At 72.0% G+C, this 14563-nt stretch carries 14 protein-coding genes; 7 read left to right on the forward strand and 7 right to left on the reverse strand.

The genetic code is table 11. The features are described 5' to 3' along the window. Positions 1-141 precede the first annotated feature (141 nt). The 4 genes from ACFXPL_RS18070 (at position 142) to ACFXPL_RS18085 (ending at position 5039) form a co-directional block, all read left to right on the forward strand. On the forward strand, positions 142-1473 hold the full coding sequence (locus ACFXPL_RS18070; RefSeq protein ID WP_384919807.1) for a ricin-type beta-trefoil lectin domain protein: 1332 nt from the start codon (positions 142-144) through the stop codon (positions 1471-1473). A gap of 83 nt (positions 1474-1556) precedes the next feature. Further along, positions 1557-2057, forward strand: a complete 501-nt coding sequence (locus ACFXPL_RS18075; protein ID WP_384919810.1) for a hypothetical protein — start codon at positions 1557-1559, stop codon at positions 2055-2057. Between the two features lie 278 nt (positions 2058-2335). Further along, positions 2336-3844 carry an FUSC family protein gene (locus ACFXPL_RS18080; RefSeq protein ID WP_384919813.1) on the forward strand — a complete coding sequence of 503 codons (1509 nt, stop codon included), beginning with the start codon at positions 2336-2338 and terminating at the stop codon, positions 3842-3844. A 121-nt stretch (positions 3845-3965) separates the two neighbouring features. Continuing rightward, positions 3966-5039, forward strand: coding sequence for a lactonase family protein (locus ACFXPL_RS18085; protein ID WP_384919815.1), 1074 nt, complete (start codon positions 3966-3968; stop codon positions 5037-5039). Between the two features lie 142 nt (positions 5040-5181). Here the strand turns inward: ACFXPL_RS18085 and ACFXPL_RS18090 are convergent, their stop codons facing one another. The 5 genes from ACFXPL_RS18090 to ACFXPL_RS18110 all read right to left on the reverse strand — a co-directional run bounded on the left by ACFXPL_RS18090 (position 5182) and on the right by ACFXPL_RS18110 (position 9814). Then, a complete protein-coding gene (locus ACFXPL_RS18090) occupies positions 5182-6102 on the reverse strand; it encodes a sirohydrochlorin chelatase (protein ID WP_384919818.1) in 921 nt (306 codons plus the stop codon). A 95-nt stretch (positions 6103-6197) separates the two neighbouring features. Next, entirely contained in the window at positions 6198-7190 is a 993-nt protein-coding gene (locus tag ACFXPL_RS18095) for an N-acetylglucosamine kinase (protein ID WP_384919821.1), read from the reverse strand. Between the two features lie 84 nt (positions 7191-7274). Continuing rightward, positions 7275-7949 carry a uracil-DNA glycosylase gene (locus ACFXPL_RS18100; protein WP_384919824.1) on the reverse strand — a complete coding sequence of 225 codons (675 nt, stop codon included), beginning with the start codon at positions 7947-7949 and terminating at the stop codon, positions 7275-7277. A gap of 76 nt (positions 7950-8025) precedes the next feature. Then, positions 8026-8586, reverse strand: a complete 561-nt coding sequence (locus ACFXPL_RS18105) for a GNAT family N-acetyltransferase (RefSeq protein WP_384919827.1) — start codon at positions 8584-8586, stop codon at positions 8026-8028. A gap of 148 nt (positions 8587-8734) precedes the next feature. Next, positions 8735-9814: an NADH:flavin oxidoreductase/NADH oxidase gene (locus tag ACFXPL_RS18110; RefSeq protein ID WP_384919830.1), complete on the reverse strand. Its 1080-nt coding sequence runs from the start codon at positions 9812-9814 to the stop codon at positions 8735-8737. A 149-nt stretch (positions 9815-9963) separates the two neighbouring features. Here ACFXPL_RS18110 and ACFXPL_RS18115 point away from each other — a divergent pair, with 149 nt between their 5' ends. Continuing rightward, positions 9964-10320, forward strand: a complete 357-nt coding sequence (locus tag ACFXPL_RS18115) for an ArsR/SmtB family transcription factor (RefSeq protein ID WP_384919833.1) — start codon at positions 9964-9966, stop codon at positions 10318-10320. 178 nt (positions 10321-10498) lie between these two features. Continuing rightward, positions 10499-11356 (forward strand): DUF6214 family protein, encoded by an 858-nt coding sequence (locus ACFXPL_RS18120; protein WP_384919835.1) that lies wholly within the window; start codon positions 10499-10501, stop codon positions 11354-11356. Positions 11357-11388: 32 nt separating this feature from the next. Here ACFXPL_RS18120 and ACFXPL_RS18125 read toward each other — a convergent pair whose 3' ends face one another. Continuing rightward, positions 11389-12048: a DUF305 domain-containing protein gene (locus ACFXPL_RS18125; RefSeq protein ID WP_384919838.1), complete on the reverse strand. Its 660-nt coding sequence runs from the start codon at positions 12046-12048 to the stop codon at positions 11389-11391. Between the two features lie 176 nt (positions 12049-12224). Here ACFXPL_RS18125 and ACFXPL_RS18130 point away from each other — a divergent pair, with 176 nt between their 5' ends. Continuing rightward, positions 12225-13721, forward strand: coding sequence for an LVIVD repeat-containing protein (locus ACFXPL_RS18130; protein ID WP_384919841.1), 1497 nt, complete (start codon positions 12225-12227; stop codon positions 13719-13721). On the opposite strand, the gene ACFXPL_RS18135 is transcribed toward ACFXPL_RS18130, so the two are convergent. Next, positions 13697-14350: a TetR/AcrR family transcriptional regulator gene (locus ACFXPL_RS18135; protein ID WP_384919844.1), complete on the reverse strand. Its 654-nt coding sequence runs from the start codon at positions 14348-14350 to the stop codon at positions 13697-13699. The genes ACFXPL_RS18130 and ACFXPL_RS18135 overlap by 25 nt on opposite strands. Positions 14351-14563: the final 213 nt, after the last annotated feature.

Raw genomic sequence — 14563 nt, forward strand, 5'->3', positions numbered from 1 at the left:
CCGGCCCGCCGCGACCGTCAGGACCCGAAAGGGGGCGCGCCCTGCGCGTCGCGCCCGGCCGCCGGATCCCGCGTGATGAAAAATCTCGCCGGGGCGGAACAGGTGGAATGGGCGGTACGGGGAGAGGCGGAGGAGCGGTACATGAGGAAAACCGGTGGACGAGGGAATCCGCGCCGCCCGCTGTGGGCCCTGTCCCTTCTGTCCCTCTGCGCGGTCTTCGGAGTGCTGGCCGCGCCGCCCCGGGCCCACGATGCGAAGCCCTGCGAAAGCGTCCTGGTGGGCGTCGCCCATCAGGACGACGACCTCCTCTTCGTCAATCCGGAAATTCAGCGGACCCTTCGCGGGGGATGCTCCGTCAGTACGGTCTATCTGACCGCCGGGGACGCGGGCCATCCCTTCCGGAAGAGCTACTACGTGAAAAGCCGGGAGGACGGCGTGCGGGCCGCCTACGCCGAAATGGCGGGCACCGCGGACCGTTGGACCAGAGACGATGTCGTCGTGGGCGACCGCAGGCTCCTCTCGTACACCCTGGACGCCGGAGCGGATGTCCGGCTCACCTTCCTCCGGCTGCCCGACGGACTGCCCAGGGGCAGTGGCACCACCACCAACCGCCACCAGAGTCTGCTCAAGCTCTTCCGCGGGGAGATCAGGACGATCAGGCCCGTGGACGAGGAACGCGCCTACACCGAGGGTGAACTGCTGAGCACTCTGACACGGTTGGCCGACCGGGAAAAGGTACGGCACGTCCGTACGCTGGACTACGACAACAATTCGTTCGGCCACCAGGACACGCGAACCGTCGACCACAGCGACCACAGTGACCACGCGGTGGCGGGAAGGTATTTCCGAAGAGCCGCATTCGACGCGGCGGACCGGCCCCCGGTGACGCCGTACCTCGGATACAGCATGTCCCTCCTGCCCGCCAATCTGACCAAAGGCCAGAAGAAGGCGAAGGAGGCGGTCTTCGAGAGCTACTACCGGCACCGGGGGTGCGTACCGAAGAAATGCCCCGCGTTCCTGTCGTACGGTCTTGGCTACCGGAACTGGGTGGGCAAGGAGTACCGGAGAACGCACCGGGCGCCCCGCCCCGGCGAGATCATGTCCGCGATCGCCACGACGAACTCCGGCCGCACGGTGGAACTCTGCCTCACCGCGGGAGGCGGCCCGGAGAGGGACGCCGAGGTCGCGACGCACGCGTGCGTCGGCACACGGGCCCAGGCGTGGACGTTCGACGGCGGCGCCGTCCGGACCGCGGTGGGCGGGCGCTGCCTCACCGCGCCGTACGGGAACTCCTCGACCCCCGCACTCTCCGCGTGCGACAGGTCGCCCGGCCAGCGGTGGTGGCGCGACGCGGGAGGCCGCATCGGCTCCGCGGACGGCTGTCTGTCCCAGGACGACATGGTGAACCTGGACCCCCGGCTCCACCTGGCGCGGTGCGCTCCGTACCGCCCGGAGGTCCGCTGGTACGGGTGAGTCCGTACGGGTGTTCCCCTGTTTTCGACGGAAATCGCGCGGAAGCCTCTCTTCCGCCGAAAACCGTCGCTAGTGTCCGGCACATGGCAGATGCAGAGCGGATACGCACACGAAGAATGCTGATCACGGTCGTGGGGGCCATCGCCGCGGTGAGTCTCGGAGTCGGCGGGGCGATCGCGGCGGGGTCGGGGGAGGGGCGCGCCGCGAACGTCGGTAGGACGGTGGGTCCGGCGGCCGACGAGCCCCCGGTCGAGGTGGAATCCCCGGTCGAGAGCGCCCCTGGCAGCGGCGGCACGGACAGTGGCGGCACGGACAGTGGCGGCACGGATGACGGCAGCGTCAGCGGCTCAGGAGGCGCCGACCCCAGCCCCGAGGAGTCGAACGGCTTCCCCTCGGACGGTCCTTCAGGCCCCACCGGCGAGCCCACGAACGGCCCCACCGGTTCTCCCAGCTCCCCGGCGGACCTCGAAGACCTCACCAGGCGCATCGACGAACTCGACAAGAAGGTCGACCGGCTGCCCACCAAGAAGGAACTGGCCGACGCGCTCCGCGCCTTCGCCGACCAACTGGACACCCAGGGCTGACGGCCGGCGGCCCGCCCCGGCGCCCACGCGCCCCCCCCGGTGACCGGCCGAGGCCGACCGTCGGCAGGGTGCTCCACCACTGGTGGAACGGGAGCCGGGGCTTCCGGACGACAGCAGACCGCCCCTCCACCCACCACTCCGCACCACCCTGGTCCGTTGGTCCGGGCCGGCCGACAGAAAGGCGCATCGGCTGGACCAATGGCACAGTGAATCCGACATGTGTTGAGCCACTGCTCCATCAGATGCTTGTCTGTGCCCCTGTGGCACCTGTGAAAAGCATGTTCGTGGCCCCGGACCCGGGGCGTCTCCGGCTCAGGAACGCGTTGCGCGCCGTCCTCGGCATCGCCCTCGCCGTCGCGGCGTCCGAGGCGGCCGGGCTCTCGCTGACCGCGTCGATCTTCGGCGGCCTGGCGGCGCTGCTCGCCCTGTTCACCGTCCTCGACCCGACCGTCCGCGCCCAGCGCGTGACGACCGCGCTGCTGCCCGCCGTCGGCCTCCCGGTCCTCGCCCTGGCCAGCGTCCTGCACGGGGCGCCCCTCGCCCGCGACGCGGCCTTTCTCGCCGTCGTCCTCGCCGGCGTCTACGCCCGGCGCTGGGGCCCGCGCGGCCACGCGCTCGGCATCTTCGCCTTCATGAACTTCTTCGGCACCCAGTTCCTGCACGCCGTCCCCGCCCAACTGCCCGAACTGGCCGCCGCCACCGCACTGGCCCTGCTCATGGCCGGCGCGGTCCGCTTCGTCCTGTGGCCCATCGAACGGCGCACCCCGCCCGCTCCCGTGCCGCCGCCGCCCACCGGCACGGGGCTCGCGCGGCCCACCACCCGGCAGGCGCTCCAGTCCACCGCCGCCTGCGCGTTCGCCCTCGTCATCGGCCAGGCGCTCTCGGACGACCGCTGGTACTGGGCCGTCGGCACCGTCTGGTGGATCTTCGTCAACACCGCATCGCGCGGCGAGACCCTGGTCCGCGGCTTCCGGCGGGTCCTCGGTACGGTGCTCGGCCTCGTCGTCGGCCTGCTGGTCGCCGTCCCGCTGCACGGCGCCCCCGTCCCCACGGCCGTGCTCGTCGCGGTGTGCGTCTTCGGCATCTTCTACACGGCGCAGGTCTCCTACAGCTGGATGGTCCTGGCGGTGACCGTGATGGCCGGACTGCTGTACGGGCTGCTCGGCGTCCTCGACCCCGGTCTGCTCGCGCTGCGCCTCGCGGAGACCGGCGCGGGAGCCCTCGGCGCGGCGCTCGCCGTCGTGCTCGTGCTGCCGGTCACCGTCCACGCCACCACCGACGCCTGGATCCGGCGCGCCCTGCGCGGCGTCCACGCCTGTACCGCCGAGGCCGCCCGCCGGCTCGCCGGAGACACGGTCGCCGACCCGGCGCCGTACGCCGCCGAACTGGAGCTGCTGCTCGGCCGTGTACGGATGTCCCTGGCCCCGCTGGTCCATCCGCTCAGCCCGCTGCGGGCGCGCAGGGCCCGTGCCCGGCAGGTGCTCGGCCTGCTCGACGACTGCGCGCGCGAGGTGCGGGGGTTCGCCGCCGTGGCCGCCGACCCGGCCGCCTCGCACGACGCCCGGCTGACCGCCGCCTGTGACCGGATCGAGGCCGCCGTGCACGAACTGGTCGCCCCAGGAGCGGAGTCCGCCCTCCCCGCAGCGATGCCGCACGCCTTCCCGCACCCGCCCCACCATCCCGGGGCGGAGGTAGCGCTGGCCCATCTGTACGGCCTGGAGCGGGCGCTCACCGGGCTCTCCGCGCCCCTGCGCACCTCACCGCGCGCCCCGCTCGTACCCGCCTGACCCCACCGGGGCCCGGACCGCTCCGGGACCGCCTGCTACGGTCGGCCGGACGTTCGGCGGACCGGGCGGGCGAGAAGGCCGCGGGGCCGGGCCGCGGGGCGGGACGAGAGGGCACACACGGGTGAGTGGCGACAGCGCCGGACGCGACGGAGGACGGGCCTTCATCGGTTCGTTCACCTCGGCAGGAGGCCTCGGTGTCATCGCCGCCGCCGTGGACGCGCGGACCGGGGCGCTCACCGTGGTCGGCGCGACGGACGACGTGGCGGACCCCTCGTACCTCGCGCTCTCCCCGGACGGAACGGTGCTCTACGCCGTCTCCGAGACCGACGAGGGCGCCGTGGCCGCCTTCCGCACCCCCGACACCGGAGCCGTGGGACACACGCCGCCGCGCCTGCTCGCGGACCTTGTGCCGGTCCGCGGCTCGGGCCCGACCCATCTCACGGTCGCCGACGGGCATCTCCTCACCGCCAACTACGGCTCCGGCAGCGTCTCCGTCCTGCCCGTCGCCGCCGGGGGACGCCCGGGACCCGTCACCGGGGTGCTCCAGCACCAGGGTTCGGGGCCGGACCCCGACCGGCAGCGCGGCCCGCACACCCACCAGGTGGTGGCCGCCCCCGGCGGACGCTGGATCCTCAGCACCGACCTGGGCGCCGACATCGTACGGATCTGTTCCCTCGACACCACCGCCGGCGAACTGGTCCCGTACGGCGAGACCGCGCTGCGCCCCGGCAACGGCCCCCGCCACCTCGCCTTCCACCCGGCGGGCGGCCACGTCTACGTCCTGGGCGAGCTGGAACCGGTGCTCACCGTCTGCCGCTGGGACCCGGAGAACGGCGTGCTCGAACCGGTCGGCCGGACGTCCGTCCTGCCCGGCGTTCCGCGGGGCGCGAGCTACCCCTCCGAGGTGGCCGTGGCGCCGGACGGACGGTTCCTCTGGGTCGCCAACCGGGGCCACGACAGCATCGCCGTCCTCGCCCTCGACCCGATGTACGAGAAGCCGGAACTCCTCACCACCGTCCCGTGCGGCGGGCGCTGGCCGCGCGATCTCGTGCTGGACCCGACGGGCCGCAGGCTGTACGTGGCGAATGAGCGCTCCGGCGATGTGACCTGGTTCGACCTCGACCCGGCCACCGGCGTCCCGACCCGGGCCGGCGCCCTTCGGGCCCCCGCCGCGTCCTGCGTGGTCTTCGGCTGAGCGGTCACCACGCGCGGCCCGGGCGCCCGCCACCGGCACGGGGAGGGCCCGCCCCGGAGCGATCCGGTGCGGGCCCTTTCCCACACGTACTTCCCCACATGCGGGGCGGGAACGGAGCCCCGTCCGTGCGCGCGGGCGCGTGTCAGTGCGCGGGCGTCCCCTGGGGCTGAGGGGTGATGCCCAGCGTGGTGGCGTACTTCGACAGCACCAGCTTGCCGATGGCCGGGTACGCGCCCAGCGGCTCGGCCGTGGCGCAGTCGGCCTCCTTGACGGCCGCGTCGAGCAGGCCCGCGGGCAGCTCGGGACCGACCAGGTACGGCGCGAGCGCGAGCTGCGTCGAGCCCGACCCGCGAAGCTGCTCGGCGATCGCGGTGACCGAGCCCTCCGTGTCGAGCGCGGCGGCCATCACCGGCACGGCCAGCCGCGCGGCCAGCAGCATTCCGGTGATCCCCGCGGTCTGTACCGCCTCGTCGCCGCCCACCGTGGCCAGGATGATCCCGTCGGCCGCCGTGGCGACCGTGAAGAGCCTGGCGCGGTCGGCGCGGGCCAGACCGGCCTCCGAGAGGCGTACGTGCAGCCCCTCGGCGAGCAGCGGGTGCGGACCGAGTACATCGGTCAGCTCCGCGGTGGCGCCGCTCTCCGCCACGGCCGCGCCCATCCGCTCGATCAGCGCGCTCTCCGGGCCCGCCAGCAGCGGCACGACCACCGCGGCGGGGCCTTCGGGCTCCGCGACCTCACGACCGGCGGCCTTGGCCAGCTCGTAACGCTCCGTGCGCAGTGCGGCGGTTCCGGCCAGTACGGCCTGGAGCGTCGGGTGCTCGGTGTCGTCGCCGTCCAGGTAGCCGATGTAGGCGTTGAGGCCGGGAAGCTCGGAACGGGCGATGCTGACGACCTCTTCGGCCAGCCCGCGGACGGCGTTGGACGGAGGTCCGGGAACGGCGAGAACCAGCGCGGGCGCACCTTCGGGGGCCGCGACCGGTTCGGGACGGCGGTGGCGCCCCGACTGGCGGGGTCGCGGCATTCGTACAGGCAGGCCGGATGCGGGCCCAGTGGGGGTGCTCATGGCGTCGAATGCTACTGGTTTTGTGGGCGCGGCTGTTCGGGGAGGGGGCCGCTGCGAGCCATCTGTCCTTATATATCCGTTAGGTATTTTTCAGCTCATCTGTACTGATCTGTCGAGACGTTCAGCAGGCGCGGTTCGCGCGGCAGCCGGAGCGATCCGGTGGCGAGCGCCGCGGCGATGAGCAGCGCCCCACCCAGCGGATCCGTGGTCGCGGCGACCGTCGTGGCATGCGGGAGACGGGCTGACAGCTCGGCGCGCACCGGGCCGACGAGCGGTTCGCCGAGCTTGAACAGACCACCCGTGAGGGCGATTTCACATTCACCCGATGGTGGGCAGACAGCTGCGGCTCCGTCCACGATGTGCTCCGCAGCCTGCGCGAGAATCGACCGCGCGACCGGATCGTCGGCCGCGCGGCGGGCCACTTCCGGAGCGAACGAGGCGAGCACGGCGGGCCGGTCGGAACGGGGATAGAGCAGCCCGGGAAGCTCGCCCGCGGGCCCGAAAATTGTTTCCACACCGCACAGGAGTGCGGCGGATCCACCGCGCCGTCCGTCGTGCGCCCGCAGGGCGGCCTCCAGCCCGGCACGGCCGATCCAGGCGCCCGAGCCGCAGTCGCCGAGGAGATGGCCCCAGCCGTCCGCGCGGCGCCAGCCCGCCGGTGTCATACCGAGCGCGATCATGCCCGTACCGGCGGCGACGACGGCGCCGGGGCGCTGGCCGAGCGCGCCCGCGTACGCCGTGACCGCGTCGGCGGCGAGCGCGAGACGCCGTACCCCGAGGGAGCGCTCCAGCGCGGCGGGCAGCTCGGCCCGGAGCCCGTCACCGAGCGTCGCCATCCCCGCTGCGCCGACCGCGACCGCCGACAGGCCCTCGTCACCGGCTTCCGCGCCGGCCTCCGCCAGCAGCGTCCGCGCGGCGGGCAGCAGCCGGGCGAGGAACTGCTCCGGATCGATGCCCGCCGGGCCCGTACGCACCGGCTCGGCGCAGTGGGCGGAGGAGACGGCGGTGACCGCCCCGCCCGCCTCCGCGGTGCCGAGCGCGAACCGTACGCCCGAACCGCCGGAGTCGACGCCCAGGACCCAGCTCACCCGGGCCCCCGGCTCACCAGGACCCGGCTCACCCCGGGCCCCCGGCGCCTCGCGCGCCCCGGCGCCCGGCGGTCGCGGGCCGGCTCACGGCAGTTGCCAGTCGACCGGCTGCGCTCCCTGGCCGATCAGCAGGTCGTTGGCCCGGCTGAACGGCCGCGAGCCGAAGAAGCCGCGGTCCGCCGACATGGGGGACGGATGGGCCGACTCGATCGCCGGGTTGTCGCCGAGCAGCGGACGGAGGTTACGGGCGTCGCGCCCCCACAGGATGGACACGAGCGGCTTGCCGCGGGCGACCAGCGCGCGGATGGCCTGCTCTGTCACCTCTTCCCAGCCTTTGCCGCGGTGCGCGGCGGGCTTGCGGGGGGCCGTGGTGAGCGCCCTGTTGAGCAGCAGGACCCCCTGCCGGGTCCAGGGCGTCAGATCGCCGTTGGAGGGGCGCGGATGGCCCAGATCCGTGTGCATCTCACGGAAGATGTTGTCCAGGCTGCCCGGTACGGGGCGCACCTCGGGCGCCACCGAGAAGCTCAGCCCCACCGCGTGCCCCGGCGTCGGATAGGGGTCCTGCCCGACGATCAGCACCCTCACCTCGTCGAAGGGCTGCTGAAAGGCGCGGAGGACATGGGGGCCCGCGGGCAGATAGGTGCGCCCGGCACCGATCTCCGCCCGCAGGAAGTCACCCATCTCGGTGATGCGCCCGGCCGCGGGGGCCAGCGCGTCGGCCCAGCCGGGCTCTACGATTTCGTTCAACGGTCGTGCCACGGGGCGTCACTCTACTGGTGCACGGGGTGCGCCCTCGCACGTACCCGGGAAGGGACCGTCCCGATCCGACCGCCCGTCAGGCACCCGGGGCAGGATCCCCCGCGTGCTGCCGCGTTCCGTCCGTCGTCAGGTCCCGTTCCATCAGCACGGTGTCGACCCACCGCCCGTGCTTGTACCCCACCTCCGTCAGCCGCCCGGCGTGCGTGAAGCCGAACCGCCGGTGCAGGGCGGCCGACGCGTCCTGCCCGGTGTCCGCGATGACGGCGACCATCCGGCGCCGGCCCGCCCGCGCGCACCGGGCCACGAGGGCTCCCAGCAGCGCGCCGCCCCGGCCCTTGCCGGTGTGGCCGGGGGAGAGGTAGATCGTGTCCTCCACGGTGTTCCGGTAGGCGGCCTTGGGACGCCACGGGCCCGCGTACGCGTATCCGGCCACCTCACCGGCCACTTCGGCGATCAGGAAGGGGTCGTCCCGCGAGGCGAAGTCCTGGAAGCGCCGCAGCCAGTCGTCGGCCGTCGGCGGCACCTCCTCGAACGTGATCACGCTGTGGAGGACGTAATGGGCATGGATTGCGGCCACGGCGTCAAGATCGGCGGGCGCGGCCGGCCGGACGACGGTCTGCGGAGCAGACGCTCCCATGGCTCGTTCCTCCTGCTCGCGGGCGGTCCGGCCGCACGGCCGGGCCACGACCGCGTCATGGTACGTCGCCCGGCCGGGCGGGTGCGGCGCCGGTGGCACCGGACGGACCACCCGCGGGGCCGGACGGCGCCGTGTCTCGGACGCCGTCTCAGACGGCGCGGTGGTACTGCTGCGGGGTGTGCACCGTACCGCCCAGCTCACCGGCGGCGCGGCGGGCCCAGGACGGGTCTCGCAGCAGCTCCCTGCCGAGCAGGACGGCGTCGGCCTCGCCGTTGGAGAGGATCTTCTCGGCCTGCTCGGGGTCGGTGATCAGGCCGACCGCCGCGACGGGCAGCCGGGTCTCCGCCTTGACCCGCGCCGCGAACGGCACCTGGTAACCGGGGGTGACCGGAATGCGGACGCCGGAGGCGTTGCCGCCGCTGGACACATCGAGCAGGTCCACACCGTGCGCCAGCAGCTCGTCCGCGAGGCGCACCGTGTCGTCGACGTTCCAGCCGCCCTCGTCGAGCCAGTCGGTCGCGGAGATCCGGAAGAAGACGGGCAGCTCGTCGGGCCACTCGGCGCGGACCGCGTCCACGACCTGGAGGGCGAAGCGGGCGCGGTTCTCGAAGGAGCCGCCGTAGGAGTCCGTACGCCGGTTGCTGTGCGGCGAGAGGAACTCGCCGATCAGGTAGCCGTGCGCGCCGTGCACCTCGACGACCTCGAACCCCGCTTCCAGGGAGCGCCGGGCCGCCGCCGCGAACTGGCCGACGATCTCCTCGATCTGCTCCACCGTCAGCTCGGCGGGGAGGAGATGGCCGTCGGCGAAGGGCACCGCGCTGGGCGCCAGCGGCTCCCAGCCACCGGCCTCGGGGCCGACCGGACCGCCGCCCTTCCAGGGCCGGTCCGTGGACGCCTTGCGGCCGGCATGTGCGAGCTGGATAGCGCTGACGGTGCCCTGTTCGGAGAGGAAGCGGGTGATCCGGCGGAAGGCCGCCACCTGGGTGTCGTTCCAGATCCCCAGGTCGGCCGGGCTGATACGGCCCTCCGGGCTGACGGCCGTGGCCTCGGTCAGGATCAGCCCCGTACCGCCGACGGCGCGTGCCGCGAGATGGGCGAAGTGCCAGTCGCCGGGCACGCCGGCGTCGGGGCCCGTCTCCTCCGCGCTGTACTGGCACATGGGCGCCATCCAGATACGGTTCGGGACGGTCAGCGACCGCAGGGTGTACGGCTCGAACAGTGCGCTCACGGCAGGCTCCATTCACCACGTAGGGGAGGGACCGGTACGGAGAGGTGGGCCGGCCCGTGCTTCGTACGGTACCCATCGTAGTACGGTAAATGTCAAACTACGAAGAGTTTCGTACCATGGAGGTACGTCCCGAAACGAGTGGAGCCGCCGTGACCGTCGCGACCAGCACCCGTGAACTCGCCCACCCGCCCTGTGCGGAGATCCGCCTGGAGGGCGTGCTCCACGCGCTCGCCGACCCCTTGCGGCTGCGGGTCGTCCGCGACCTGGCCGCCGCCGACGGAGAGCTGTCCTGCTCGCACTTCGACCTGCCCGTCACGAAGTCGACCACCACCCACCACTTCAGGGTGTTGCGCGAGAACGGGGTGATCCGGCAGGTCTACCGCGGGACGGCCAAGATGAACGGGCTGCGCCGGGAGGACCTGGACGAACTCTTCCCGGGGCTGCTCGGCGGTGTCCTGGGTGCCGCCGCCGCACAGGAGGCCCGGTCCGGCGTTCCGGCCGTGTGAGCCGACGTGGTGTGCGGACCCGTCGGCGCTGGCGACCGCCCCGCGGGGCCGGCCGGCGCGGCCGCGGTCCGTGCGGCCCGCGGGTGGTGTGCCGGTGCTATGAGCCGACAGGGTGCCGTGCGGCCCGGCGCGTGCGCGCCATAACCATAGGGGCGGATTGCCTGATTAAGTTGTGAATGTGTCGGAACACAGACTGATGTCCGCCCAGGAGCCCCAGGACCGCGACGCCCGCGAGTGGCCCGTGTGGGAGGTGCAGGGCCACGGCACGGTGACCGCCGTGGGAGACCCCCGGGACGGCGCCGAGCGGCGCGAGATCCTGCCGCCGTGGGTCGATGTCCGCCTGACGTTCCAGGACGGTGCCCGTATTGACGTTCTCGCGGTGGTACGGGACGGCCGCATCGCCATCGAGGACGCGCAGGCCGATCCGCCGCTGGCGCTCGACGGCTTCGCGGCGCTGGCCGACGCGATCGGGGCGCCGCTCCGGAACGCCTGCCAGGTGGTCGCCGGGCCGCACAGACCGCCCGTACCCCAGCCGGCCGCCGCGGTTCCGTGCGAGACCCTGCCCCACGCGGTGGAGACGAGGACGCCGCCGGCAGGGCCGAGCATCGACCCGGAACCGGAACCGGAACCGGACCTGGACCCGGACACAGGCTCCGACCCCAACTTCCGCTCGGCGCCTCGGCCCGAGTGCGGGAGCCGCCCCGAGGCAGAGGCCGTGACGGAACCGGCGCCCTCGCCCGATTCCCGGCCCGGGGCGACGGCCCCTGAGACAGTCCCCGAAGCGGCTTCCGAGGAGCCCGTCGACGGCGAGCGGGCGCCCTCGGAATCCGGCCGCCACCGTGCCCGTACATCCGCTCCGCGCGGCAGCGCCGCCCGGCGTGGTGTCGCCGAGATCTACCGCGCCGCCCAGAGCGCCGGCCGGGACCCCGTGCTCGCCGTCATGTCCGCCACCGGGTTCAGCCGCCGCAAGGCGCTCCGGCTGATCGCCGGGGCCCGCGACGACGGTCATCTCAGCCCCCGTCACCACCGCCGCTGACCTCACGGGGCGTCACCGGGCGCCGCGCGGGCTCACATCGAGCGCATCCGGTTCATCTCGACGGTCTGCTGGGAGATCACCTCGTTGGCCATCTCCCCGACCAGGATGTTGTTGCCGTCGGAGACCGCCTCGGTGGCCATCGTGACCGCGCCCTGATGGTGAGTGATCATCAGCTTCAGGAACAGCTCGTCGAAGGCATTGCCCTTCGCCGCGCGCAACTGCGTGAGCTGGGCCTCGGTCGCCATGCCGGGCATCGTCCCGTGGTCATGACTGTGCTGTTCCTTTGCCCCGCCATTGTTTTTCAGCCACGCTTCCATGACGTCGATCTCCGGCTCCTGTGCGGCGGATATCCGCGCGGCGAGCCGCTTCACCTGGGTCGATTCGGCTCTCTCCGGGACGAGTGCGGTCATGTCCAGCGCCTGGGCATGGTGGACGATCATCATCTGCGCGTAGGTGAAATCGGCTGAGTTGGGGGTGTCGTCGGGCGCGGCCTTCTTCGCCTCCTCCGGGGAGAGCGTCCTGGCCGGTTCGCCCGGTTTCCCGGGCGCCACCACGCCAGGGCCCTGTTCCGCCTTGGTCTCCGCGGCCTTGTCGTCCCCCGAGTCGCAGGCTCCCAGGGCGAGTACGGCGAGGGCCGCCGCCGCCGCGACGGCGGACCGGCGGGCCCGGGGGTTCCGGTGGCGGATCAACACAGTGACCTCCTACGACACATGGGCAGGACTGAACATGTTCCTAACACGCTTCCGCAGGTGAGTGATCAAAAACTTTCATTACGTCTCTGTTGCCATCTGTTGATATGTACATGGGAGGGACGATACTGCCGAGGTCCGAGACCCGTTCAACTCTGGACGGATACAAGGGAGGACCAGTGACCTCGTTGCACACCACCCGCGTGCGGCGCAGACGTCTGGGCGTGGCGGCAGCCGCGGCCGGGCTCTTCGCGACGCTGCTGACCGCCGGACCGGCGGTCGCCACCCCCGACCCCGGTGACGCCCCGGCCAAGGAGAAGGTCTCCCGGAGCCAGGCCGCCGAGGTGAAGGAGGCCATCGCGCAGGGTGACATACCCGGCGTGGACGAAGTCGTCCACAGCTCCAACATCACCCACCTGGCCAACGTTCCGAAGGACCTGATCACGGGAACCAACTCGGATCTGGCCTTCCAGGGCAAGTACGCCTTCTCGGGGAACTACGACGGCTTCCGGATCTTCGACATCAGCAACCCGAAGTCTCCCAAGACCGTCGCGCAGGTCCTCTGTCCCGGATCGCAGAACGACATCTCGGTCTCCGGAAACCTGCTCTTCCTCTCCACCGACTCCTCCCGTAGCGACAACTCCTGCAACAGCGTCGCGCAGTCCGCGACGGTCAAGGAGTCCTGGGAGGGCATGAAGATCTTCGACATCAGCGACAAGCGGAACCCCAAGTACGTGGCCGCCGTCGAGACGGCGTGCGGCTCGCACACGCACACGCTGGTGCCGAAGAAGAAGGACGTCTACGTCTACGTCTCCTCGTACTCGCCCAGCACGTCCTTCCCGGACTGCCAGCCGCCGCACGACGGCATCTCCATCATCAAGGTGCCGCGCAAGGCCCCGCAGAAGGCCGAACTCCTCAAGTTCGAGGTGCTGTTCCCCGAGGGCGGCAACCCGGGAGCGCCCACCAATCCGGGTGTCTCGGCGACCACCGGTTGCCACGACATCACCGTGCTGCCCTCCAAGGACCTGGCGGCCGGTGCCTGCATGGGCGACGGCGTCCTGATGGACATCAAGAACCCGGAACGCCCCAAGGTGATCGACCAGGTCCAGGACAACGTGAACTTCGCGTTCTGGCACTCGGCCACGTTCAACCAGAAGGCCGACAAGGTCATCTTCACCGATGAGCTCGGCGGCGGTGGCGCCGCCACCTGCAACGAGGCGATCGGTCCGAACCGGGGCGCCGACGGCATCTACGACATCGTCGGCAAGGGCGACAAGCGCAAGCTGGTCTTCCGCAGCTACTACAAGATCCCCCGCCACCAGGCCGACACCGAGAACTGCGTCGCCCACAACGGCTCGCTGATCCCGGTCAAGGGCCGCGACATCATGGTCCAGTCGTGGTACCAGGGCGGCGTCTCCGTCTGGGACTTCACCAACTCCTCGAAGCCGAAGGAGATCGCGTACTTCGAGCGCGGTCCGATCTCGGCCGAGACGCTGGTGGGCGGCGGCACCTGGTCCGCCTACTACTACAACGGCTACATCTATTCGAACGACATGGTCAAGGGCTTCGATGTGCTGAAGCTCGACGACCGTCTCACCGACCCGGCGAAGAAGGTGCGGATGGACGAGCTGAACGTCCAGACGCAGCCCGACTACTTCGGCGACTTCGGCCACTGAAGGACAAGGCCCTGAGACGTTCCGCCGGGCGGCCTCACGCCCGGCGGAACACCCAACTCCCAGTCGAGGCGGTAGCGGTCGAACAACTCGGCCCGCAGCCGGGGCAGCGGCATCGGCGCCCCCGGCATCAGCGCCGCGAAGACCGCGCCCATCAACTGGGCACGCAGCATCGGATAGTCGCTGTCCGGGTCCGCGGACCCGTACCGCTCCACCGTCTCGCGCAGCAGCCCCGCCAGTCGCTGCTGCTCCGGGCACTGTACGAACCCCTCGGCCTGCAGGATGCCGGCCATGTGGGTCCGCATCAGGACGGGTCTCTCCACCGTGAGTCCGAGGATCGCGTCGATCGCCCGCGCCATCCGCTCCCGGCCGTCCCCCGCGACCGGCTCGCGCTCCAGGGCGGCGGCGAGCGTACGGTGCATCAGCCGGTGCACGGCGGACTGGAGGAGCTGGCGCTTCCCAGGAAAGTAGTACGAGATGAGCCCGCGCGCCGAACCGGCCCGCTCCGCGATGTCCGCGAGCTTCGTGGCCTCGTAACCGCGCTCGGCGACCAGCTCCACCGTCGCCTGAAGCAGCCGCTCCCTGGAACGGCGGCGCAACTCCTCATTGACCGACGCGCTCCGCGGGGACATGCTCGACTCCTGCGTTGACTGGCTCTGAGCCAGTATAATCGGGACGTCCCGTCGAGGCCCCCAGGGCCCGCCGCGCGGGGCTGCCGCAGGTCTTGGGCGACGCGGGGGATCGCCCAAGACCAGCAACTCCACATTGACCGACGCGCTCCGCGGGGACATGCTCGACTCCTGCGTTGACTGGCTCTGAGCCAGTATAATCGGGACGTCCCGTCG

The organism is Streptomyces sp. NPDC059092, from assembly GCF_042756365.1.
GTDB lineage: Bacteria > Actinomycetota > Actinomycetes > Streptomycetales > Streptomycetaceae > Streptomyces.